17 protein-coding genes are annotated in these 21017 nt (G+C 72.1%); 11 read left to right on the top strand and 6 right to left on the bottom strand.

All coding sequences use genetic code 11. From position 1 onward, the window contains the following. Positions 1–78 precede the first annotated feature (78 nt). Both ACGFIQ_RS31785 and ACGFIQ_RS31780 read left to right on the top strand, forming a co-directional pair. Positions 79–510 carry a MarR family winged helix-turn-helix transcriptional regulator gene (locus tag ACGFIQ_RS31785; RefSeq protein ID WP_393249269.1) on the top strand — a complete coding sequence of 144 codons (432 nt, stop codon included), beginning with the start codon at positions 79–81 and terminating at the stop codon, positions 508–510. A 164-nt stretch (positions 511–674) separates the two neighbouring features. After that, positions 675–2459 (top strand): N-acetylglutaminylglutamine amidotransferase, encoded by a 1785-nt coding sequence (locus ACGFIQ_RS31780; RefSeq protein WP_393249267.1) that lies wholly within the window; start codon positions 675–677, stop codon positions 2457–2459. 13 nt (positions 2460–2472) lie between these two features. Here the strand turns inward: ACGFIQ_RS31780 and ACGFIQ_RS31775 are convergent, their stop codons facing one another. Beyond that, on the bottom strand, positions 2473–3606 hold the full coding sequence (locus ACGFIQ_RS31775) for a glutamate--cysteine ligase (protein WP_393249265.1): 1134 nt from the start codon (positions 3604–3606) through the stop codon (positions 2473–2475). A 163-nt stretch (positions 3607–3769) separates the two neighbouring features. Between ACGFIQ_RS31775 and ACGFIQ_RS31770 the strand changes: the two genes are divergently transcribed. Then, positions 3770–5431: a DUF885 domain-containing protein gene (locus ACGFIQ_RS31770; RefSeq protein ID WP_393249263.1), complete on the top strand. Its 1662-nt coding sequence runs from the start codon at positions 3770–3772 to the stop codon at positions 5429–5431. On the opposite strand, the gene ACGFIQ_RS31765 is transcribed toward ACGFIQ_RS31770, so the two are convergent. The 4 genes from ACGFIQ_RS31765 to ACGFIQ_RS31750 all read right to left on the bottom strand — a co-directional run bounded on the left by ACGFIQ_RS31765 (position 5385) and on the right by ACGFIQ_RS31750 (position 11125). Further along, entirely contained in the window at positions 5385–6605 is a 1221-nt protein-coding gene (locus ACGFIQ_RS31765) for an RNA polymerase sigma factor (protein ID WP_393249261.1), read from the bottom strand. The two genes, ACGFIQ_RS31770 and ACGFIQ_RS31765, sit on opposite strands and share 47 nt — an antisense overlap. 2 nt (positions 6606–6607) lie before the next feature. Then, positions 6608–6961: a YciI family protein gene (locus ACGFIQ_RS31760; RefSeq protein WP_393249259.1), complete on the bottom strand. Its 354-nt coding sequence runs from the start codon at positions 6959–6961 to the stop codon at positions 6608–6610. 508 nt (positions 6962–7469) lie between these two features. Beyond that, positions 7470–9698: a discoidin domain-containing protein gene (locus ACGFIQ_RS31755; protein ID WP_393249257.1), complete on the bottom strand. Its 2229-nt coding sequence runs from the start codon at positions 9696–9698 to the stop codon at positions 7470–7472. A 227-nt stretch (positions 9699–9925) separates the two neighbouring features. After that, the gene (locus ACGFIQ_RS31750; RefSeq protein ID WP_393249255.1) at positions 9926–11125 is read right to left on the bottom strand and encodes an ROK family protein; all 1200 of its coding nucleotides are present in this window, start codon (positions 11123–11125) and stop codon (positions 9926–9928) included. 238 nt (positions 11126–11363) lie between these two features. Between ACGFIQ_RS31750 and ACGFIQ_RS31745 the strand changes: the two genes are divergently transcribed. From ACGFIQ_RS31745 to ACGFIQ_RS31725, 5 genes are all read left to right on the top strand, one after another. Continuing rightward, positions 11364–12662 (top strand): extracellular solute-binding protein, encoded by a 1299-nt coding sequence (locus tag ACGFIQ_RS31745; RefSeq protein WP_393249253.1) that lies wholly within the window; start codon positions 11364–11366, stop codon positions 12660–12662. Positions 12663–12732: 70 nt separating this feature from the next. Beyond that, complete coding sequence (locus ACGFIQ_RS31740; RefSeq protein WP_393249251.1) at positions 12733–13725, top strand: carbohydrate ABC transporter permease; 993 nt, start codon at positions 12733–12735, stop codon at positions 13723–13725. After that, positions 13718–14557, top strand: coding sequence for a carbohydrate ABC transporter permease (locus tag ACGFIQ_RS31735; RefSeq protein ID WP_393249249.1), 840 nt, complete (start codon positions 13718–13720; stop codon positions 14555–14557). The genes ACGFIQ_RS31740 and ACGFIQ_RS31735 overlap by 8 nt, the downstream gene beginning before the upstream one ends. Positions 14558–14565: 8 nt before the next feature. Continuing rightward, complete coding sequence (locus ACGFIQ_RS31730; RefSeq protein WP_393249247.1) at positions 14566–15963, top strand: GH1 family beta-glucosidase; 1398 nt, start codon at positions 14566–14568, stop codon at positions 15961–15963. A 109-nt stretch (positions 15964–16072) separates the two neighbouring features. After that, complete coding sequence (locus ACGFIQ_RS31725; RefSeq protein WP_393249245.1) at positions 16073–16741, top strand: TMEM175 family protein; 669 nt, start codon at positions 16073–16075, stop codon at positions 16739–16741. Here ACGFIQ_RS31725 and ACGFIQ_RS31720 read toward each other — a convergent pair. Then, positions 16728–17303 (bottom strand): NTP transferase domain-containing protein, encoded by a 576-nt coding sequence (locus tag ACGFIQ_RS31720; RefSeq protein WP_393249243.1) that lies wholly within the window; start codon positions 17301–17303, stop codon positions 16728–16730. The genes ACGFIQ_RS31725 and ACGFIQ_RS31720 overlap by 14 nt on opposite strands. 165 nt (positions 17304–17468) lie before the next feature. On the opposite strand from ACGFIQ_RS31720, the gene ACGFIQ_RS31715 reads away from it, so the two are divergent. From ACGFIQ_RS31715 to ACGFIQ_RS31705, 3 genes are read left to right on the top strand one after another with little or no spacing between them, the layout of a single operon-like run. Next, the gene (locus tag ACGFIQ_RS31715) at positions 17469–17927 is read left to right on the top strand and encodes a 2Fe-2S iron-sulfur cluster-binding protein (protein WP_393249419.1); all 459 of its coding nucleotides are present in this window, start codon (positions 17469–17471) and stop codon (positions 17925–17927) included. Then, a complete protein-coding gene (locus ACGFIQ_RS31710; protein WP_393249241.1) occupies positions 17924–18907 on the top strand; it encodes an FAD binding domain-containing protein in 984 nt (327 codons plus the stop codon). Before ACGFIQ_RS31715 ends, ACGFIQ_RS31710 begins: the two co-directional genes overlap by 4 nt. Continuing rightward, positions 18904–20994: a xanthine dehydrogenase family protein molybdopterin-binding subunit gene (locus tag ACGFIQ_RS31705; protein ID WP_393249239.1), complete on the top strand. Its 2091-nt coding sequence runs from the start codon at positions 18904–18906 to the stop codon at positions 20992–20994. The genes ACGFIQ_RS31710 and ACGFIQ_RS31705 overlap by 4 nt, the downstream gene beginning before the upstream one ends. Positions 20995–21017 lie beyond the last annotated feature (23 nt).

The raw sequence follows: 21017 nt of genomic DNA, 5'->3' as shown, positions 1-21017 counted from the left end.
GGGCACTACCTTTCGTTCGGATATGCTGAGGTTACCTCAACATGAGGGAACAACCGCATCGGCTGCGACGGTATTCCGGTGACCGAGGACACCCCGCGCATCGGCGACGACGAGAGCCTGGCCGAGACGTTCTGGGCGGTGGCGTCCCGTTTGCGTCGGCAGACCAAGGAGTCGTTGACCCCCTGGGACATCACGCCCAGCCAGTCCCGAGCCCTCGGTGTGCTGGGTCGCCACGGTGAGGTACGCCCCGGCACCCTCGCCGAGCACCTGCGCATCGCGGCCCGCTCGGCGACCGAGGTCGTCGACGACCTGCAGGCCCGTGGGCTTGTCGAACGCCGAGGAGACCCGGCCGACCGGCGGGCGACCCTGGTCGCCCTCACCGAGGAGGGCAGGCGCGTCGGCGCCGCCATCCGGACCGCCCGCCGAGCCGAGGCCGACCGTTTCTTCGGCCACCTCGACGACACCGACCGCGCCGAGTTGGCCCGCATCCTGCGCACCCTGCGCGCCTGACCGACGGCGGCCCGCCCGCCCCGCAGGCAGTGGGTTTGCCCACCTCGCGCTCGGGTAGCCAGCGGCCCCGTCCGGTCGGCGGGACCGGCCGTCACCGGCCGGGGGCGAGGTGACAGGAGGACGCTCGTGCCGCTGGTGCCACACCCGAACAACCGCCCCGGCTGATGTGCGGAATCAGCGGGGAGGCGCGCTTCGACGGTCGGTCACCCGACGCGGCGGCGGTCACCCGGATGACCGAGGCGATGCGCTCGCGCGGCCCGGACGACGAGGGCCTGTGCGCCGAGGGCTGGGTGACCCTCGGGCACCGGCGGCTGACCATCATCGACCTGTCCGACGCCGGCGGCCAACCGATGGTGCGCGACGACCTGGGCCTGGCGCTGGTCTTCAACGGCTGCATCTACAACTACCCGGAGCTACGCGAGGAGCTGCGCAACGCCGGATACGGGTTTCACTCCACCAGCGACACCGAGGTGATCCTGGTGGCGTACGCGCACTGGGGTGAGCGTTTCGTCGACCACCTGGTCGGCATGTTCGCGATCGGGCTCGTCGACCGGATCCGGCGCCGGCTGGTGCTGGCCCGCGACCGGCTCGGCATCAAACCGCTCTACCTCGCCGAGACACCCGGGCGGCTCCGGTTCGCCTCCACCCTACCCGCGCTGTTGCGCGCCGGCGACGTGGACACCGGCATCGACCCGGTGGCGCTGCACCACTACCTGTCCTGGCACTCCATCGTGCCCGCGCCGCGCACCGTGCTGCGCGGCGTGCGCAAGCTGCCGCCGGCCACCCTGCGGGTGATCGAGGCGGACGGGCGCAGCCGCGAGGAGGTCTACTGGCGACCCGACTACGTCCGCGAGCCCGCCGACGCGGGAATGGACGCCGCCGACTGGCGGGCCGCCATCGGCGACGCGCTGCGCACGGCGGTACGCCGACGGTTGGTCGCCGACGTGCCGGTCGGTGTGCTGCTCTCCGGTGGACTGGACTCCAGCCTCATCGTGGCGCTGCTCGCCGAGGCCGGGCAGCAGCACCTGCGCACGTTCAGCATCGGTTTCGACAGCCGCGACGGCGAGTCCGGCGACGAGTTCGGCTACTCCGACCTGGTGGCCCGCGCGTACGGCACCGACCACCACCGGATCCGGCTCGCCGACGACGACCTGGTGCCCGCCGTACGCCGTGCCGTGCTGGCGATGACCGAACCGATGGGCAGCCACGACGTGGTCGCCTTCCACCTGCTGTCCGAGCAGGTGGCGCGGCACGTGAAGGTGGCCCAGTCCGGGCAGGGCGCCGACGAGGTGTTCGCCGGGTACGGCTACCACCAGCCGCTGGTCGAGGCGCCCCGGCACGGCGCCGCCGAGACGTTCGCCGCCGCGTTCTTCGACCGTGGCCACGACGAGCTGCGGGCCATCGTCGGTCCGGCGTACGCGCTGGAGCACGACGCCAGCCGGGCCCTGCTCACCGACCACCTCGCCGCGCCCGGGGCGCAGACCGCGCTGGACGCGGTGCTGCGCCTGGACACCCACCTGATGCTGCCGGACGACCCGGTCAAGCGGGTGGACAGCATGAGCATGGCGTGGGGCCTGGAGGTGCGTACCCCCTTCCTCGACCAGGACCTGGTCACCCTGGCCGCGCACTGCCCGCCGGAGCACAAGGTCGCCCAGCGCGGCAAGGGAGTGCTCAAGGAGGTCGCCCGGCAGGTGCTGCCGGCCGAGGTGGTCGACCGCCCGAAGGGCTACTTCCCGGTGCCGGCGCTGCGCAACGTGGACGGCCCGGTCCGCGAGCTGGTCGCCGAGGCGTTGCAGGCGCCGGCCGCGCGCGAGCGGGGGCTGTTCCGACCGGAGTACGTGGCACGTCTGCTCGCCGAGCCGGACCGGGCCGAGGCGGCCGCCGGCAGCAACAAACTGTGGCAGCTCGGGCTCCTGGAGCTGTGGCTTCAGACCCACGACATCCGTTGAGGCGGCGCGGCGGTCAGCTCGCCACGGTGCGGGCGGCCAGGTCGTCGATGACCGCCCGCAGGTCACCGGTGCGCTCCAGCACCCGACGCTGCCGGGTCGCGCCGGTGCCGTCGCGGCGCAGTCGGGCCAGTTGCGCCAACACGTACCCGAGGTCGCCGTGGCGCAGCAGGGCCGGGGCGATCACCGCCATCAACTCGTCGACGAGCGCCCAGGCCGGCCGGGTGCCGCCGCCACGCAGGTCGATCAGCTCGCCGTCGAGGCCGTCGTGCGCGGCCCGCCAGTGCGCGGCGGCGATCAGACAGTCGCGGATGGGCGGGGCCAGCACCCCGGCGCGGACGTCGTCGGCGAGGGTGGCGACGAGTGACCGGACCAGCGCGGCGACCAACACCGTGTCGTCGACTGTCGAGCAGACGTCGCCCACCCGGATCTCCACCGTCGGGTAGGCCGACGACGGGCGGGCGTACCAGTAGACCATCGCCGCGTCGAGCATGATGCCGGCGGCGATCAGCTCGTCGACGGTCCGGTCGTAGTCGGCGGCCGAGTCGAAGTACGGCGTAGGCCCGATGCTGGGCCAGCGTTCCAGCTGCATCGACCGCCAGCTGGCGTGGCCGGTGTCGCGCCCGTCGTGCAGCGGCGAGTTGGTGGTGATCGCCTGCACCACCGGCAGCCACGCCCGCAGGTGGTTGCAGACCTGCACGGCCAACTCCCGGTCGGGCAGCCCGACGTGCACGTGGCAGCCGCACACCGCCGGATCGTGCGCCACCGGGCCGTACCGGCGCGACATCGCGTGGTAGCGCGGCTCGTCGGGGACCGTCCGCTGCGGCTCGGCCAGCGGGGTGGCGCCGACCGCCACCAGCCGGGCCCCGGCCGCCGTGGCGGCCTCGGCAGCCCAGTGGCGCAGCGTCACCAGGTGCGCACGCAGTTCACCGAGGTCGGCGCAGACCGGCGTGACCATCTCCACCATGCTGTGCCGGAACTCCTGGCGGCTCTGGTCGCGGGCGGGGCCGCGCAGCGCGGCCCGTACCTGGTCGGCCACCGGCAGGTTGCGCCCGTTGTCCGGGTCGAGCAGCAGGAACTCCTCCTCCACGCCGAGCGTGAGGGTGGACAGGTCGGGCACGGTGTCGACGGCGGTCGGACGGTACGCCATGGCCCCTCCCTCACTGCTACGGCCGGCGCCTCGGTTTCCCGGGCTACCCCGTTGGCAAACACGTGTAGGCATGGGGCGTGATCGCCCTGTGTGCTGTACTGTTTGCCGGCATCGATGGAGGCTCGCACCACGGCAGCGAGGTCAAGGCCCTAAGATGGCCCCCGTGGTCGAGGACTTCGCGGATCGGCTCCTGTGCGACATGGCCAGCCTCGACCCCTGCGCAGCGGTCGTCGAGGCTGGCGAGCAGGATGTCGACGGGCTTACCGACTACAGCCCGGAGGGCCACCAGGCCCGCGCCGACCTCGCAGCCCGCGCCCTGTGCGAGCTCGAGAGCCTGGGCGACGCACTGCCCGCCGCGAGCCCGCTGCACGCCCACCTCGCCGAACGGCTGCATACGCGTATCGCCTTGCACGACGCCGGGGAGGACCTGCGCGAACTGCACGCGGCAGCCACCGGTCCGCTCCAGCTCATCCGCCAGGCCGTCGGGGCCGCGGTTCCCGGCCCCGGCGCCGATGGCGCGGCCTTCGAGGAGGCCTGGGCCCGTGTCGGCGCACGCATAGCCGCGATCCCGGCCGCCCTGGACGGGTATGCCCGCAGCCTCTTACTCGCCGCGGAGCGCGGCAATCTGCCGGCGCGGCGTCAAGTGGAGCTCGTCGTGCAGCGCTGCCGCAACTGGGTCGACGACGATGTCGCCCTGGTGGATCGCTACGGCGAGGGGCGTCAGCGGGCGTCGTTGCAGGCCGCAGCGACGGACGCGCGAGAGGCGTACCAGAGACTGGCCGGGAGGCTGACCGCGGAGCTGGCACCACAGGCCGTCGAGGAGGAGGCGTTCGGCCAGCAGCGGTACGCACTGTGGGTGCGCACCTTCCTCGCGGCCCAGCCTGATGTGCGTGAGCTGTACGACTGGGGCTGGGACGAGTTCGAAGCGACAGAGGCAGAGCTGATCGCGGAAGCGAAGGCCCTGGGCGGGCGCGTGCCAGAGGTGCTTGCCCGGCTCGCCAGCCCCGACGCACCCGGCACCCTGCCCAGCAGGGAGTCGTTCGCCGCATGGCTGCAGGAGCTGTTGGAGGCCACCACCGAGCGGCTGGACGGCGTGCACTTCGACATCCCCGCCCCGCTGCGGCGCATCGAGTCACGGTTGACCACGTCGTCCGGCATTGCCTACATCGGGCCGTCGCGGGACCTGACGCGGCCGGGCCGGGTCTGGTGGTCCATCCCTGAGGACGCAGCGGCTTTCCCCACCTGGTACGCCTACAGCACCGCCTATCACGAGGGCGTTCCCGGCCATCACCTGCAGCTCGGCTCCGAGGTCTGCCGGGGAGGCCTCGGGCAGCGACTGAACCTGCTCGGCGGCCTCTCCGGCAACCAGGAGGGCTGGGCACTGTACGCCGAGCGGTTCATGGACGAGCTCGGGCTCTATGAACAGCCGGGTGCGCGACTGGGGTACCTGTACATGCAGCTCCTGCGCGCGGCACGGGTCGTGCTCGACATCGGCCTGCACCTGCGACTGCCGACGCCCTTCGCTGGCGGAGCAGTGTGGACGCCGGATGCCGCGCTCCAGCTGCTGGGGGACCGCTGTCACCAGGGGCCCTACGCGTCCGCCGAGCTCGCGCGTTACCTGGGCCGGCCAGGGCAGGCGCTGGCCTACAAGGCGGGTGAGCGCGTGTGGCTGGCGGGCCGCTCGTCCTTCCCCGGCGACCGGCGCGCATTCCATCGCCAGGCGCTGAAGCTGGGTTCGCTGGGCTTGGATCAGTTGGCAGCTTCCCTCCATTCCCGGCCTACCCCGGTGGCAGACGCCCGCTCAGGGCCGTCGCGCGCGCGGTGAGGAAGGCCCGTTCGGCCGCGTTGTCTGTCAGGGCGACGGCCGTCCGGTACGCCTCGACGGCCTCCCCGCCCCGACCGAGCCGGGCGAGCAGGTCGGCACGGACCACGTGATAGACGTGGTAGCCGACCAGATCGAGGCGGTCCACCTCGGCCAGCGCCACCGCCGCACCGGACACCTCGGCGAGCGCGACAGCCCGGTTCAGCGCCACCACCGGGCCGGCGGCGAGCACCGTCAGCTGGTCGTACAGCGCAAGGATCTGAGCCCAGTCGGTGTCGGCGGCGCGGCGCGCGGCGCTGTGCACGGCGGCGATCGCGGCCTGGATCTGGTGCGGGCCGGGCCGGTCGCGGCGCAGGCAGCGGCGGACCAGCGCCTGCCCTTCGGCGATCAGCGCGGTGTCCCACAGTTCTCGGTCCTGCCGGGACAGCGGCACCAGCTCACCGCCGGCGGTGGTCCGCGCCGGCCGGCGGGACTCGGTGAGCAGCATCAGGGCGAGCAGGCCGAGCGTCTCCGGCTCGTCCGGCATCAGCTCCACCAGCAGCCTGGTCAACCGGATCGCCTCGACGCACAGCTCGACGCGGATCAGGTGCGGGCCGGCGTTGGCCGTGTACCCCTCGTTGAAGATCAGGTAGAGCACCGTGAGGACGGCGTGCAGCCGGTCGGGCAGGTCGGCGTCGTGGGGCACCCGGTACGGAATCCGCGCGTCGCGGATCTTCGACTTGGCGCGGACCAGCCGCTGCGCCATCGTCGGCTCGGGCACCAGGAAGGCTCGGGCGATCTCGGCGGTGCTCAGGCCGCCGAGCAGCCGCAGGGTGAGCGCGACCCGAGCGGCCGGGGCGAGCGCCGGATGGCAGCAGGTGAAGATCAGCCGTAGTTGGTCGTCGCGCACAGGCCCCTCCTCGACGGGTTCGTCGGCGGCGAACAGCAGGGCCGCCTGGGCCTGCCGCTCGGCCCGGGACGCCTCGCGGCGCAGCCGGTCGATCGCCCGGTGACGGGCGGTGGTGATGATCCAGCCGGCCGGACTGGGCGGTGGGCCGGTGGTCGGCCAGCGGGCCACCGCGACGGCGAAAGCGTCCTGGACGGCCTCCTCGGCGAGGTCGATGTCGCCGAGGAGACGAACCAGGACGGCGACCGCACGCCCGTACTCCGCGCGGAACACCGCCTCCACGTCGGGCACGGTCAGTCGCCGGCCCCGCCCTGGAAGGGACGCACTTCGATCGGCAGGGTGGTGGCCAGCGCGTAGCGGCGCCCCCAGTGCAGGGCGGCGTCCAGGTCCGCCACGTCGATGATGGTGATGCCGCCCAGGTGTTCCTTGCCCTCCACGAACGGCCCGTCGGTGACCAGGACCTCGCCGTCGCGGGGGCGCAACACGGTGGCGGTCTCCGGGCCGTGCAGGCCCTGCCCGAAGACCCACGACCCGGCGGCGGCCAGCTCGTCGCGCAGCTCGCCGACCTGGCGCATCACCTCGGCCAGGAATGCCGGCTCCGGTGGCTCACCCTGCGGCTGGTGAAGGCTGAGCAGGTACAGCGTCATCGTTCCTCCTCGCAGGCGGTCGACGCGTCGCCGACCTCTCATCCTCCACACGATCGGCCGCCACCCGATTCGACAGGCCGGCAGAAAGTTCTCGGCGGCCGGCCCGGCCCCGGTGTTGGCGTGCCCTTTGCTCTGCACCCGCGGACGCGACGGTGTGCCCGGGCCCGGGTGGTGCATCGGCGGGTGCAGAGCAAAGGACGAAGGACAGGGGTGGTCGGCTGCGCGTTCCGGCCCGGAGCCGGCATGACCCAGCTGGTGGGGCCGCCGGTGCCGCGGCCGGAGCCGGTAGTCGTGCCTGCGACGATGGTGGGTGGACCCGGTGTGGTCGACGGCGCACGGCTGCACCCGGCCGCGCCCGGGGCCGCGCGGTGGGACCGGCCGTCCCTCGGCGGGTCGACACGGGTACGACCGGGGCCGGCCCGGTCTCGGCGGGACCGGGCCGGCCTCGGCCCTGGGTGTCACCCGGCCGACCCGGCCTCGACGGACCGGGCCGGCGCGGGCGCACCGGTCAGGGGTAGGTGGTCAGGTACACCGTCTGGTTGGCCGCGTTCGCGGTGCCACCAGCGTTGTTGATCACCCGGTTGATGGTGCCCACGCCACCGAGCGAGACGGTCACCATGTTCGTGAACCGCACGTTCGGGTTGGTGGGCACCTCGAAGGACCGTTCCTCGACCACCGCGGGATTGACGTTGAAGTAGCTGTAACTGCCCAGCCCGAACGCCTGGTGGCTGGTCACCGAATCGGCGACCTTGTACGCGGCGTAACCCCGCGTCGACCCGTTCATCCAGGCCGCCTGGTTCGGCACGTCGTACGGCAGCTCGTTCTGGTAGAAGTACGTCCGCCCGCCGTTGCCGTTCCAGATGGTCTGGTACTTCTGGTAGTGCTCGACGAACAGGCCGTACATGGTGACGTTGTCGCCGTTGACGGTGAGGCCGGTGTCGGCGGTGTTCAGCGTCCACCCGGTCGGCACGCCGCTGGTGGCGTGGTCGGCCCGCCACAGCCACATGTGGTCACCGATCACGTTGTCGCTGTTGACGGTCAACGTGTTGGTGGCCCGGCCGACGTGCGGCCCGCCGATGCGGAAGAACACGTCGTGCAGCGACGTCGGGTTGCTGGCGTGGCTCGCGGACGAGCCGGACGGCCCGACCTCCATCAGCACCGGCGAGTTGGTGGTGCCGGCCTCGAACATCAGGCCGGCGACCTTGACGCCGTCCACGTCGGCGACCCGCATGCCCACGCTGCCGTTGTCGGCCTGGATGGTGGCCAGGCCGAGGCCGAGGATCACCGTGTCGGCCCGGTTGACCTGGATCGGCTCGGTGACGTGGTGCACGCCCGGGGTGAAGAGCAGGTGCTTGCCCTGGGCGAGGGCCGCGTTGATGGTGGCCGCGCTGGTGCCGGCCTGGACGACGAAGAACTGCGACAGCGAGATCGACGAGCCGGCGGGCGTCTTGTTGTACCAGCTGGTGCCTGTCGAGTTGGTGCGCAGCGCCGGCACGAACACCCGGTACTCGCCGGTGCCGTCGACGTAGAGGAACGGCTTCTCCCGCACCTGCGGGGTCTGCGCGATGACGGTGTGCGACGGGTTGGGGAAGCTCGGCGCCGGTGCGCCGGCGACGCCCTGGAAGACCATGTTCCACACCGAGCCGGTCCAGCCGTTGCCGAACTCGCTGTTGCGGGAGTACCACTGCTGCTGCGAGCCGGAGACGACCAGGCCGTCGATGCGGGTGTCGGCCATCAGGCCGCCACTGGACCAGCCGTCGCCGCCGTTCCACAGTTGGATCTGGTTCTGCGCGCCGCGCAGGTGCATCCGGCGGTACGGCGCGGCCTGGGACACCGCCCACCGTTCCACGGTCTGCCCGGCGGGCAGGGTGACCGAGAGGTTCTCGGCGGCCCGCCAGAAGTTCTGCGTGGCGTTGCCGCCGAACCAGAATGCCTCGGTGCGGACGTGGCCGTTGAGGTTGACGTCGTCGGGGCTCAGGCCGAGGCCGGCGACCTGGGTGAAGAAGCCGAGGTTGACGTCGGCGGTGTAGGTGCCGGGCTTGAACAGCACCGCGTAGCGCTGCGGGCCGAACTGGTTGGTCTCCTGCTGGGTGAAGAGGGTGTTCAGTCGACTCTGGATGGTCGACGTCGGGGTGCTCGGGTCGAAGACGAACGTGTTCGGCCCGAGGTTGGGGTTGCGCGGGTCGGTGGGCGTCACCGGGGGTTCGTTGGTGCCGCCGCCGGTCTCGCCGTAGACCTGGAACTCCCAGAGCGAGTAGCCGTAGCCGGTGCCCCGGACCGTGCCGTACATGCGGACGTAGCGGCCGGCGCCGGAGACGGTGAGGTTCTGGGTGCCGCCGGCGCCGGTGGTGGTCGAGTAGATCGTGGTCCAGGTGGACCCGTTGTCGGAGGTCTGGAGCTGGAAGGCCCGGCCGTGGGCGGCCTCCCACAGCAGATTGACCTGGGTGATGGTGGCGCTGGTACCCAGGTCGACCTGGAGCCACTGCGGGTCGCTGAACGCGCTGGACCAGCGGGTGCCGGTGTTGCCGTCCACGGCGGCGCTGGCGGGGGTGCCGGCGTTCTCGGTGGACGAGGCGGTGGCCGTCCGACCCTGGGAGAGCAGGGTGGGGGCGGCCTGCGCGGGTGCGGTGGCACCCGCCGGGGTGAGCGCCGCGACAAGCGCCACGGTGAGCCCGACGAGCAGGTGTCGGACGGCCCGTCGGGGACGCGGGCGTACGGATGTTGCACGAGATGTCATGACATCGCCTGTCGATAGGGGGTTACGGATGCCGACGAGGGTGGGATCGGGCTCGCCCCGTGGTGCCGTGGGTGGTGCCGCCGATGCGGCGCCGCGGGCCGGAGAGCGCTCTCGTAGGAGTGTTGCGGCGAGATTGCGGCGGCGTCAAGACATCGATCTATAACTTCGTTATTTATCCCGAGGATTCTTTTTGTGTAATTCGCCGGCGCCGCTGCCGTCGTCGCGGCTCAGCGGCGGACGCCGCCCTCGGTGAGGAAGCGGGCGATCGGCAGCGTGGCGGCGCCCAGCGCCACCGCGTCCACGCCGAGGCGGCACAGCTCGATCGACGCCTGCTCGAACGGTTGCCGCAGGGCCTGTCGGCCGGCGGCCTCGCGGACGGCCGGCAGCAGGTCACCCAGCGCCATGGCCGCCCAGCCGCCGAGCACCACCCGCTCCGGGTTGAACAGGTTGATCAGGTTGGCCACCCCGGCGCCGAGGTAGCCGGCGGTGTCGTCGAGCACCCGCCGGGCGGTGGCCGAGGTCCCGGCGGCGGCGACCAGCGCCGCGATCTGGGACTCCTCGTCCTCGCCCGGCACCTGTCGACCCCGACGCGCCTCCCGGTACCGGTCGATGATCGCCTCCGCGCCGACGTACGCCTCCAGGCAGCCGCGCGCGCCGCACCGGCAGGCCCGTCCCCCGTACACCAGGGTGGTGTGCCCCCACTCCCCCGCGCTGCTGGACGCGCCCCGGTAGGTGGCGCCGCCGGTCACCACCGACGCGCCCACGCCGGAGCCGACGAGCGCGAAGACGGCGTGTCGGGCTCCCCGGCCGGCGCCGAACCACATCTCGGCCTGGCCGAGGGTCTTCGCGCCGTTGTCGATGTGCAGCGGCAGGTCGGTGCCGGCGCTGATCAGGCGTTCCAACGGCACCCGGTCCCAGCCGAGGGCCTGGGCGTGCACGACGGCCTCGGCACCCTGCTCGACCACCCCGGAGACGCCGATGCCGACGCCGAGCACGTCGCCGGAGGTCACGCCGGCCTGCCCGGTCACCGCGTCGATGCCGGCGAGCACGTGCCCGGCCACCAGATCGGGCTCGGTCCGGGCCGGGTCCAGCGGGTACTCGATGCTGGCCAGCAGGGTCATCGCGAAGTCGAACAGCTCCACCCGCACGCGGGTCTCGCCGACGTCCACGCCGACCACGAAGGCGAAGCGGGGTGCGATCCGCAGCAGCATGCTGGGCCGTCCGCCGTCGGACTCGGCGGCCCCGGCCTCGGCGACCAGCCCCTCGTCGATCAGGTCGGCCACCACGTTGCTGACCGCCGGCTGGCTGAGCCCGGTGCTGCGCACCAGGTCCTGGCGGGTGAGCGGACCGTCGAGGAAGAGCTTGGTCAGCAGGGCGGACCGGTTGCGCAGCCGGACGCTGCGGTTGGTGGCACGCGCCAGCTCCACTCGTCACCTCGTTCCCGTCGGTCGTTCGAGGCGACTGTAACCGCCTCGTGCTTGACGACCCACCGGCCAACCACTTTAATGACGACATAAATTAAGCCGTGATGTAACTCCCGGGAAACGCCGACGGACCCCGACGGCGCACCCCCGAACCCTGTCCGCAGCCGGCCGCCCGTCGCCTTCGACCCCTATCGGCGACGGAGGTCGGCGGACCCCCACCACGCACCGGAAGGGCAGACCCGTGTCGAGACGACACCTCGGGATATTCACCGCCGCCGTACTGGCCGCCGCCTCGCTGACGGCCTGTGGCGGCTCCGGCGACGACTCCGCCGCATCGCCCAAGACGCTCACCTACTGGGCCAGCAACCAGGGCGCCAGCCTGGAGGCCGACAAGACGATCCTCCAGCCCGAGCTGGACAAGTTCGAGAAGCAGACCGGCATCAAGGTCACCGTCGAGGTGGTCCCGTGGTCGGACCTGCTCAACCGCCTGCTCGCGGCCGCCGCCTCGGGCAAGGGCCCCGACGTGGTCAACATCGGCAACACCTGGTCGGCGTCGTTGCAGGCCACCGGCGCGCTCGTCGAGTTCGACGACGCCACCCTGCAGGCCGTCGGCGGCAAGGACCGGATCGTGCCCGCCGCGCTCGCCGCCGCCGGCGCCCCCGGCAAGCCGCCGGCCGCCGTGCCGCTCTACAGCATGGCGTACAGCCTGTACTACAACAAGAAGTCGTTCGCCGACGCCGGCCTCACCGCGCCGCCGACGACCTGGGAGCAGCTCGCCGAGTACGGCAAGAAGCTGAGCACCGGCGGCAAGTGGGGCCTGGCGATCGAGGGGGCCAACCCGTCGGAGAACGCGCACCACGCCTTCACCTTCAGCCAGCAGTACGGCGGTGAGTGGTTCGACTCGGCCGGCAAGCCGACCTTCGACACCCCGCAGAACGTCTCGGCGATCAAGCGCTACATCGACTTCATGGCCGCCGACAAGATCACCAACCCGAGCAACGCCGAGTACGCGCAGAACCAGTCGGTCTCGGACTTCGCCAACGGCAAGGCCGCCATGCTGCTGTGGCAGTCCGCCGGCTCGAACCTGAAGACGCAGAACATGGCCGCCGACGCGTACGGGGTGGCCCCGGTGCCGTTCCTGGCCAGCCCGCCGGCCGGCGGCAAGAAGGTCAACAGCATGGTCGCCGGCATCAACATGGCGGTCTTCAAGCACACCAAGAACAAGGACGGCGCGCTGAGCTTCGTGAAGTTCATGACCAGCGACGAGGAGCAGACGCTGCTCAACAAGACGTACGGCTCGCTGCCGGCGGTGAAGACCGCGGGCTCCGACCCGGCGTTCGGCGCCACCGAGCAGAAGACCATCCAGGAGACCCTGGTCACCACCGCGGCCCCGCTGCCGCAGGTGCCCGAGGAGAGCACCTTCGAGACCCTGGTCGGCACCGCGATGAAGGAGCTGTTCGCGGACGCGGCCAGCGGCAAGCCGGTCACCGAGGCGTCGGTGAAGGCGAAGCTGACCGACGCGCAGCAGAAGATGCGCTGACCCACGCGTCACCGGTGGCCGTGGTCGGGTGTCGAGCCCGGCCACGGCCACCGCCTCCGAGAGGACCCCGATGGCAACCAGCACCACCGCGCCGGACGCCGACCGGCGCGAACCCCGGGCCGGGTCACCGGCCCGGGGGCCGGCCCGCCGGCCCCGCGGCCCCCGCCGCTCCCTCCTGCCCTATCTGCTGCTCGCACCGGCCATCGTGCTGGAACTCGCCATCCACGTGGTCCCGATGGTGGTCGGGGTCTGGATGAGCCTGCTGGAGCTGACCCAGTTCCACATTCGCAACTGGTCCACCGCGCCCTTCGTCGGGCTGGAGAACTACCGGGCGACGCTCGACCTGAACAGCGCCGCCGGCAAGGAACTGCTGCACTCGTTCTGGGTCACCCTGGCCTACAGCGTGCTCTCGGTCGGGTTCGCCTGGCTGCTCGGCATCTCGGCGGCGGTCGTCCTGCAGAAGCCGTTCCGTGGCCGGGCGATCCTACGGGCGCTCTTCCTCACCCCGTACGCGCTGCCGGTCTACGCCGCGGTGATCACCTGGAGCTTCCTGCTGCAACGCGACACCGGCCTGGTCAACCACGTCCTGGTCGACCAACTCGGGCTGCTGAACGAGCGTCCGTTCTGGCTGATCGGCGACAACAGCTTCTGGTCGCTGCTGGTGGTGTCGGTGTGGCGCAACTGGCCGTTCGCGTTCCTCTGCCTGATGGCCGGTCTGCAGAACGTGCCGGGTGAGCTGTACGAGGCCGCGGCCATCGACGGCGCCGGGTTCTGGCGCCGGCTGCGCTCGGTCACCCTGCCCATGCTGCGGCCGGTGAACCTGGTGCTGCTGCTGGTGCTGTTCCTGTGGACCTTCAACGACTTCAACACACCGTTCGTGCTCTTCGGCGGCTCCGCGCCGGAGCAGGCCGACCTGATCTCCATCCACATCTACCGCAGTTCCTTCAAGACCTGGGACTTCGGCTCCGGCTCGGCGATGTCGGTGGCGCTGCTGCTGTTCCTGATGATCGTCTCGGCCGCGTACCTGCTGATCACCAACCGTCGGAGGGACGACCATGCGTGAGACCGCCGGTGAGCGCTGGGGCCGGCGCATCGTGCTGACCCTGCTCACCCTCTTCGTCGTCGTCCCGCTCTACGTGATGGTCACCTCGGCGGCGAAGCCGTTGCAGGACGTGCAGAACGGCTTCACCTGGTGGCCCAGCCGACCCACCCTGCAACCGTTCGTCGACATGTGGAGCACCGTGCCGCTGGCCCGGTACCTGGTGAACAGCCTGGTGGTGTCCAGCATCGCCGCGGTCTGCTCGGTCGCGGTGGCCATCTTCGCGGCGTTCGCGGTCAGCCGGTACCGGTTCCGCGGCCGGAGCCTCTTCTCGGTGACCGTGCTGTCCACCCAGATGTTCCCCGGCATCCTGTTCCTGCTGCCGCTGTTCCTCATCTACGTCAACCTGGGCAACGCCACGGGCATCGAGTTGTACGCCAGCCGCACCGGCCTGGTGATCACGTACCTGACCTTCTCGCTGCCGTTCTCGATCTGGATGCTCGTCGGTTACTTCGACTCGATCCCCCGCGGGCTGGACGAGGCGGCGCAGGTCGACGGGGCCGGACCGCTGCGCACCCTGTTCCAGGTCATCCTGCCGGCCGCCGTTCCCGGCGTCGTGGCGGTCACCGTGTACGCGTTCATGACCGCCTGGGGTGAAGTGTTGTTCGCGTCGGTGATGACCGACGAGGGCAGCCGCACCCTGGCCGTCGGCCTGCAGGGCTACTCCACCCAGTTCAACGTCTACTGGAACCAGATCATGGCCGCCTCGCTGGTGGTCAGCGTCCCGGTCGTCGTCGGGTTCCTGGCCCTCCAGCGCTACTTCGTCGCCGGTCTCACCGCCGGCGCGGTCAAGTGAGTCAGTCAATGCCAGAGGAGATCCGTCCCGTGCCCGACCTGTCCAAGCTGCCACCCGACTTCCTCTGGGGCGTCGCCACGGCGGCGTACCAGATCGAGGGGGCCGTCGACGTCGACGGCCGGGCGCCGTCCATCTGGGACACCTTCTCGGCGACCCCCGGCAAGGTCGACAACGGCGACACCGGCGCGGTGGCCTGCGACCACTACCACCGGTGGCCCGAGGACTTCGCGCTGCTGCGTCGACTCGGTGTGGACGCGTACCGTTTCTCGGTGGCCTGGCCCCGGGTGATGCCCGACGGCGTCGGTCGGGTCAACCCCGCCGGGCTGGACTTCTACGACCGGCTCGTGGACACGCTGCTCGCCGACGGGATCCGGCCGTTCGTCACGCTCTACCACTGGGATCTGCCGCAGAGGTTGCAGGACGCCGGCGGCTGGCCAGAGCGCTCCACCGCCGAGGCGTTCGCCGACTACGCGGCGGTGGTCGCCGCCCGTCTCGGTGACCGGGTCGCCGACTGGTGCACCGTCAACGAGCCGCTCTGCGTGTGCTGGATCGGGCACCTGGAGGGCACCATGGCCCCCGGCGAGCGGGACCTGACCCGGGCGGTGCATGCCTCGCACCACGTGCTGCTCGGTCACGGCCTGGCCACCCAGGCGATCCGCGCCAACGCCGCCCGTCCGGCCTCGGTGGGTCTGGTGCTCAACCTCAGCCCGATCGAGGCGGCCACCGACCGACCCGAGGACGTGGCGGCGGCCCGCCGGGCGGACGGGCACGTCAACAGGTGGTGGCTGGACCCGATCCACGGGCGCGGCTACCCGGGCGACATGATCGCCACCTACGGCGTCGAGCCACCGGTACGCGGCGACGACCTGACGGTGATCGCCACGCCCACCGACTTCCTCGGGGTGAACTACTACTTCCGTCAACTGGTGGTCGACGACCCGACCGGCGCGGCGCCGTACGCCCGGCAGGTGCCGGTGCCCGGCTCGGTGGAGACCGCGATGGGTTGGGAGATGTACCCGGCGGGGCTGGAGCGGCTGCTCGTCGACGTGCACGAGGAGTACCGGCCGGGCCGGATCATCGTCACCGAGAGCGGTTCGGCCTGGCCGGACGAGGTCACCGCGCACGGCACGGTGGAAGACAAGGAGCGCACCGACCACCTGGAGCAGCACCTGGCGGCGTGCGCGGCGGCGGTGGCCCGGGGGGTTCCCCTGGACGGCTACTTCGTCTGGTCGCTGCTGGACAACTTCGAGTGGGCGTACGGCTACGACAAGCGCTTCGGGCTGGTACACGTGGACTACCCGACGCAGCGCCGGACGATGAAGGCGAGCGGTCTGCGCTACGCCGAACTGATCCACGCCCACCGGCGTCTCGCCAGCACGACCGGGACGGCCGCGCCGGTGGCCTGATCACCGGCGGTGCGACCGGCCGCCCGGGATGTCGACCCCGGGCGGCCATTTCCGTCCGAATCGGACGAAACCGCCACCGACCACGTGGTGGAGTGGCTAACCTGCGGCAATGTCCGCAGCACCCGACGAGGTCGAGCAGCCCGACGCCGGGGCGCGAGTCTCCGGCACCGACCGGATGACGGCCTTCAGCGACGGTGTCTTCGCCATCGTCATCACGCTGCTCGTCATCGACCTGCGGGTGCCGGAATACCACGAGGGCGAGTTACTCAGCGACCTGCTCGACGAGGGAGCCTCGTACCTCGCGTTCGTGGTGTCCTTCGTCTACGTCGGGGTGCTCTGGCTCAACCACCACGCGCTGCTGCGGCTGATCCGCGGCACGACGCTCATGCTGAGCTGGATCAACCTCGGCGTGCTCTTCGGTGTGGTGATCATTCCGTTTCCCACCTCCGTGCTGGCGTCGGCGTTCACCCAGGGCGACACCGACGACCAGCGCGCGGCCGTCGCCCTGTACGCGCTGTCCGCCGCGCTGATGTCGGCCCCCTGGCTGGTGTTCTTCGGCTACCTGCGGCGGCACCCGGTGCTGCTGCGCCGCGGGGTCAGTCCCGAGTACGTGCGCAGGCAGCTGCCGCGGCCGATCACCGGCCTGGTCCTGTACGCGCTCGGCGGCCTGCTCGGCTGGTTCGTCAACCCGCTGCTGGGCCTGCTCGCGGTCATCTTCATGATCATCTATCACGCGGCGACGAGCGAGGGGCTGCCCCGGTGGCTCACCCGTCGCTGACCAGCCGGGGCAGGTCGGCGGGAGTGTCCACGTCCAGCGGTGAGCCGACGTCGTCGCAGGGCACCTCGACCACCAGGTCCGGCCGGTCGCGGAGCAGGTCGCGGGCACCCCGGTCACCGATCGCGTACCCGTCCAGCAGCGGCCAGACGTCCCGGCCCAGCAGGACCGGGTGCCCCGGCCGGCCCGCGTAGGTGGCGACCGCGACGAGCGCACCGCCGGCGTACGCCGCCCGCACCCGGTGGACCGCGACCGGGTGCAGCAGCGGCTGGTCGACGAGGACCACGACCGCGGCCGGCACGTCGGCCGGCAGCGAGGCCAGGCCCCGGCGCAGTGACGAGCCCAGCCCCTCGGACCAGCGGTCGTGCCGGACCGGCACCGCCCCGGGCAGGTCGGGCACCTCGTCGGCGCCCGCACCGAGCACCACGTGCACGGGCGTGCAGCCGCCGTCGCGCAGCAGCCGGACGCCACGGCGCACCAGCGGCTCGCCGGCCAGCTCGACGAGCGCCTTCGGCCGGCCGTACCGCCGCCCGGCCCCGGCGGCCAGCAGCAGCCCGGCGGTCACCGTCCTCACCTCCCCCGCGGAGGGCTTTGCGTTATTCACCCCGAGATATACCGACAAAGCTAGTCTGGGCCGGTGCAGGGCGGGGGAGAGAACGCGACGACGACCGACGAGCGGCACTCGTCCCGGGTGGCGTTCGAGGTCAACGGCGCGGCACGCGAGGTGACCATGGACAACCGCACCACCCTGCTCGACACGCTGCGCGAGCACCTCGGCCTGACCGGGGCGAAGAAGGGCTGCGACCACGGCCAGTGCGGCTCCTGCACGGTGCTGCTGGACGGCCGGCGGGTGAAGAGCTGCCTGGTGTTCACGGTCACGCTGGACGGCCGGTCGGTGGTGACCGTGGAGGGGCTGGCCGAGCCGGGGCAGCTGTCCCCGTTGCAGGCCGCGTTCATCGCGCACGACGCGTTCCAGTGCGGCTACTGCACGCCGGGGCAGCTCTGCTCCGCCCGGGGCATGCTCGACGAGGTCGCCCGCGGCTGGCCCAGCGCGGTCACCGCCGACCTGGACGCGCCGGCCGACCTGACCGACGCGGAGATCCGCGAGCGCATGGCCGGCAACCTGTGCCGCTGTGCCGCGTACCCGCACATCGTCGCGGCCGTGCGCGAGACGGCGACGACGCGATGAGGGCGTTCCGTTACCACCGGCCCGCCGACGTGGCCGACGCGGTCGCCGTGCTCGGCGCGGAGCCACACGCGGCCTACCTGGGCGGCGGCACCAACCTGGTGGACCTCATGAAACTCGGGGTGCAGCGCCCCGACGTGCTGGTGGACGTGACCGGGCTTGCGCTGGACACCGTCGAGGAGCTGCCCGACGGCGGGCTGCGGATCGGCGCGACAGTGCGCAACAGTGACCTCGCGGCCCACCCGGTGGTCCGCCGGGACTACCCGGTGCTGGCCCGCGCCCTGCTCGCCGCCGCGTCCGGACAGCTGCGCAACATGGCCACCACCGGTGGCAACCTGTTGCAGCGCACCCGCTGCGTCTACTTCCAGGACACCGGCAAGGCGTGCAACAAGCGGGAGCCGGGCAGCGGTTGTGCCGCGCTGCACGGCCAGAACCGCGACCTGGCGGTGCTGGACTGGTCCGAACAGTGCGTGGCCACCCACCCGTCCGACCTGGCCGTGGCGCTGACCGCGCTCGACACGGTGGTGGAGGTGCACGAGGCCGACGGCGCCCGAGAGCTTCCGATCACGGCCCTCTACCGCTCCCCCGGCACCCACCCGGAGCGGGAAACCACGCTGGCCCGGGGCACGCTGATCACCGCCGTCCGGCTGCCGCCGCTGCCGGCCGCGCGCCGCTCGACGTACCTCAAGGTCCGTGACCGTGCCTCGTTCGCGTTCGCCGCCGGCTCGGTGGCCGCGGTGCTGGACCTGGACGACGGCGTGGTCCGCGACGTGCGGCTGGCGTACGGGGCGGTGGCGCACCGGCCGTGGCGGGCCTACCGGGCCGAGGAGGAGCTGCGGGGCCGGCCGTTCAGCCCGGAGCTGGCCGGGCGGGCCGCCGACGCGGAGCTGGCCGAGGCCCGCCCGTTGCGGCACAACGGCTTCAAGGTGCCACTGACCCGGGCCATCACCGTGCGGGCGCTCAGCGAGCTGGCGTCGTCGTGAGCACCGGGGCGGTCGGCCGCGCGTACCCCCGGTTGGAGGGCCCGGAGAAGGTCACCGGCACGGCCCGCTACGCGGTGGAGTACCCGGTGGACGGCGTCACCTACGGCTGGGCGGTGCCGTCGGCGGTGGTCCGGGGCCGGATCACGCGGATCGACTCGACCGAGGCGCTCGCGTCACCGGGCGTGCTGGCCGTGGTGCACCACGGCAACGCGCCCCGCCTCGCCGCCGGCGGGCCGCCGGAGCTGTGGCTGTTGCAGGAGCCGGCGGTGCACCACCGGGGGCAGTTCGTCGCCGTGGTGGTGGCCACCAGCCTGGAGGCGGCCCGGGAGGGCGCGCGGCTGGTCCGGATCGACTACGACAGCGGACCGCACAGCACCGTGCTCACCACCGACCACCCCGGCCTGTACCGGCCGGAGCACGTCAACCCCAGCTATCCGACCGACACCGCCGAGGGCGACTTCGACGCCGGGTACGCCGCCGCCCCCGTGCGGGTGGACGCCACGTACCGAACGCCCGCCTACCACAACAACCCGATGGAGCCGCACGCCACGACGGCGCAGTGGCGCGACGGCCGACTGCTGGTGCACGACTCCACCCAGGGTGCGTCACCGGTGCGGGCCACCCTCGCCGAGCTGTTCGCGCTGCCCCCGGAGTCGATCCGGGTCGTCGCCGAGCACGTCGGTGGCGGCTTCGGCAGCAAGGGGTACGCGAAGGCCTCGGTGGTGCTGGCCGCTCTCGCCGCCCGACACGTGGACCGGCCGGTCCGGCTGGCGCTGACCCGTCAGCAACTCTTCGGGCCGGTCGGGTACCGCACCCCCACCATCCAACGGGTCCGCCTCGCCGCGGACACCGACGGGCGGCTCACCGCGATCTGCCACGACGCGATCAGCCAGACCTCGACCATCCGGGAGTTCGCGGAGCAGACCGCCGTCTACACCCGCAGCATGTACGCCGCACCCCACCGCCGCACCACGCACCGGCTGGTCCGCCTCGACGTGCCCACACCGTTCTGGATGCGCGCCCCCGGCGAGTGCCCCGGCGCGTACGCCCTGGAGTCGGCGATGGACGAGCTGGCCACCGCCGCCGGCGTCGACCCGGTGGAGTTGCGCATCCGCAACGACGCGCGGGTCGACCCCGACCAGGAGCGACAGTTCACCAGCCGCAACCTGGTGGCCTGCCTGCGCGACGGCGCGCGGCGGTTCGGCTGGACCGACCGGGACCCGACGCCCCGCGCCCGGCGCGACGGGCGTTGGCTGATCGGCACGGGGGTGGCCGGGTCGAGCTACCCGGCGCGGGCCAGGGCGTCGTCGGCCACCGCCACCGCCCGGCCCGACGGCGGCTTCCTGGTCCGGATCAACGCCACCGACATCGGCACCGGCGCCCGGACGGCCCTCTGGCAGGTGGCCGCCGACGCGCTCGGGGTCCCGCCCGAGCGGGTGGAGATCCACATCGGGGACACCGACCTGCCGGCCGCGGCGTTGGCCGGGGGTTCGACGGGCACCGCCAGTTGGAGCTGGGCGGTGATCCGCGCCTGTCAGGCGCTGGGCGGGAAACTGCGCGCGGGCGTGCCGCCGGATCGGGAGGTGAGCGCGTCCGCGGACACCACCGACGAGGTGGGCGGGCAGCCCACGCTCCCCCGGTACGCGTACGGGGCGCAGTTCGCCGAGGTGCGGGTGGACGCGGACACCGGCGAGGTACGGCTGAACCGGATGCTCGGGGTGTTCGCGGCCGGGCGGGTGGTGAACCCGGCGACGGCACGCAGCCAACTCGTCGGCGGCATGACGATGGGGCTGTCGATGGCCCTGCACGAGGAGGGCCTGCTCGACGAGCGGTACGGCGACTGGGTCAACCACGACCTGGCGACGTATCACATCACCGGCTGCGCGGACGTGGAGTCCATCGAGGCGTACTGGCTGGACGAGCGGGACGACGAGCTGAACCCGGCCGGGGTGAAGGGCATCGGCGAGATCGGCATCGTCGGTGCGGCGGCGGCGGTCGCCAACGCGGTACACCACGCCACCGGCGTACGGATCCGGGACCTGCCGATCCGGTTGGACAAACTCGTCGGAGCATCACCACTGGCTTAAATAAGCCTGTGGTGATACAAATG

This window comes from Micromonospora sp. NPDC048898 (assembly GCF_043198035.1).
GTDB lineage: Bacteria > Actinomycetota > Actinomycetes > Mycobacteriales > Micromonosporaceae > Micromonospora.
Note: the sequence above shows the minus strand (reverse complement) of the source record. Positions and strands in the feature narration are given on the sequence as shown.

Bases quoted from the DNA above. Each gene is read 5' to 3' on its own strand.
- ACGFIQ_RS31715 (WP_393249419.1), top strand. From the start codon at position 17,469: ATGGACAACCGCACCACCCTGCTCGACACGCTGCGCGAGCACCTCGGC.
- ACGFIQ_RS31710 (WP_393249241.1), top strand. From the start codon at position 17,924: ATGAGGGCGTTCCGTTACCACCGGCCCGCCGACGTGGCCGACGCGGTC.
- ACGFIQ_RS31755 (WP_393249257.1), bottom strand. From the start codon at position 9,698: ATGACATCTCGTGCAACATCCGTACGCCCGCGTCCCCGACGGGCCGTC.
- ACGFIQ_RS31730 (WP_393249247.1), top strand. From the start codon at position 14,566: ATGCCAGAGGAGATCCGTCCCGTGCCCGACCTGTCCAAGCTGCCACCC.
- ACGFIQ_RS31760 (WP_393249259.1), bottom strand. From the start codon at position 6,961: ATGACGCTGTACCTGCTCAGCCTTCACCAGCCGCAGGGTGAGCCACCG.
- ACGFIQ_RS31735 (WP_393249249.1), top strand. From the start codon at position 13,718: ATGCGTGAGACCGCCGGTGAGCGCTGGGGCCGGCGCATCGTGCTGACC.
- ACGFIQ_RS31725 (WP_393249245.1), top strand. From the start codon at position 16,073: ATGTCCGCAGCACCCGACGAGGTCGAGCAGCCCGACGCCGGGGCGCGA.
- ACGFIQ_RS31780 (WP_393249267.1), top strand. From the start codon at position 675: ATGTGCGGAATCAGCGGGGAGGCGCGCTTCGACGGTCGGTCACCCGAC.
- ACGFIQ_RS31740 (WP_393249251.1), top strand. From the start codon at position 12,733: ATGGCAACCAGCACCACCGCGCCGGACGCCGACCGGCGCGAACCCCGG.
- ACGFIQ_RS31775 (WP_393249265.1), bottom strand. From the start codon at position 3,606: ATGGCGTACCGTCCGACCGCCGTCGACACCGTGCCCGACCTGTCCACC.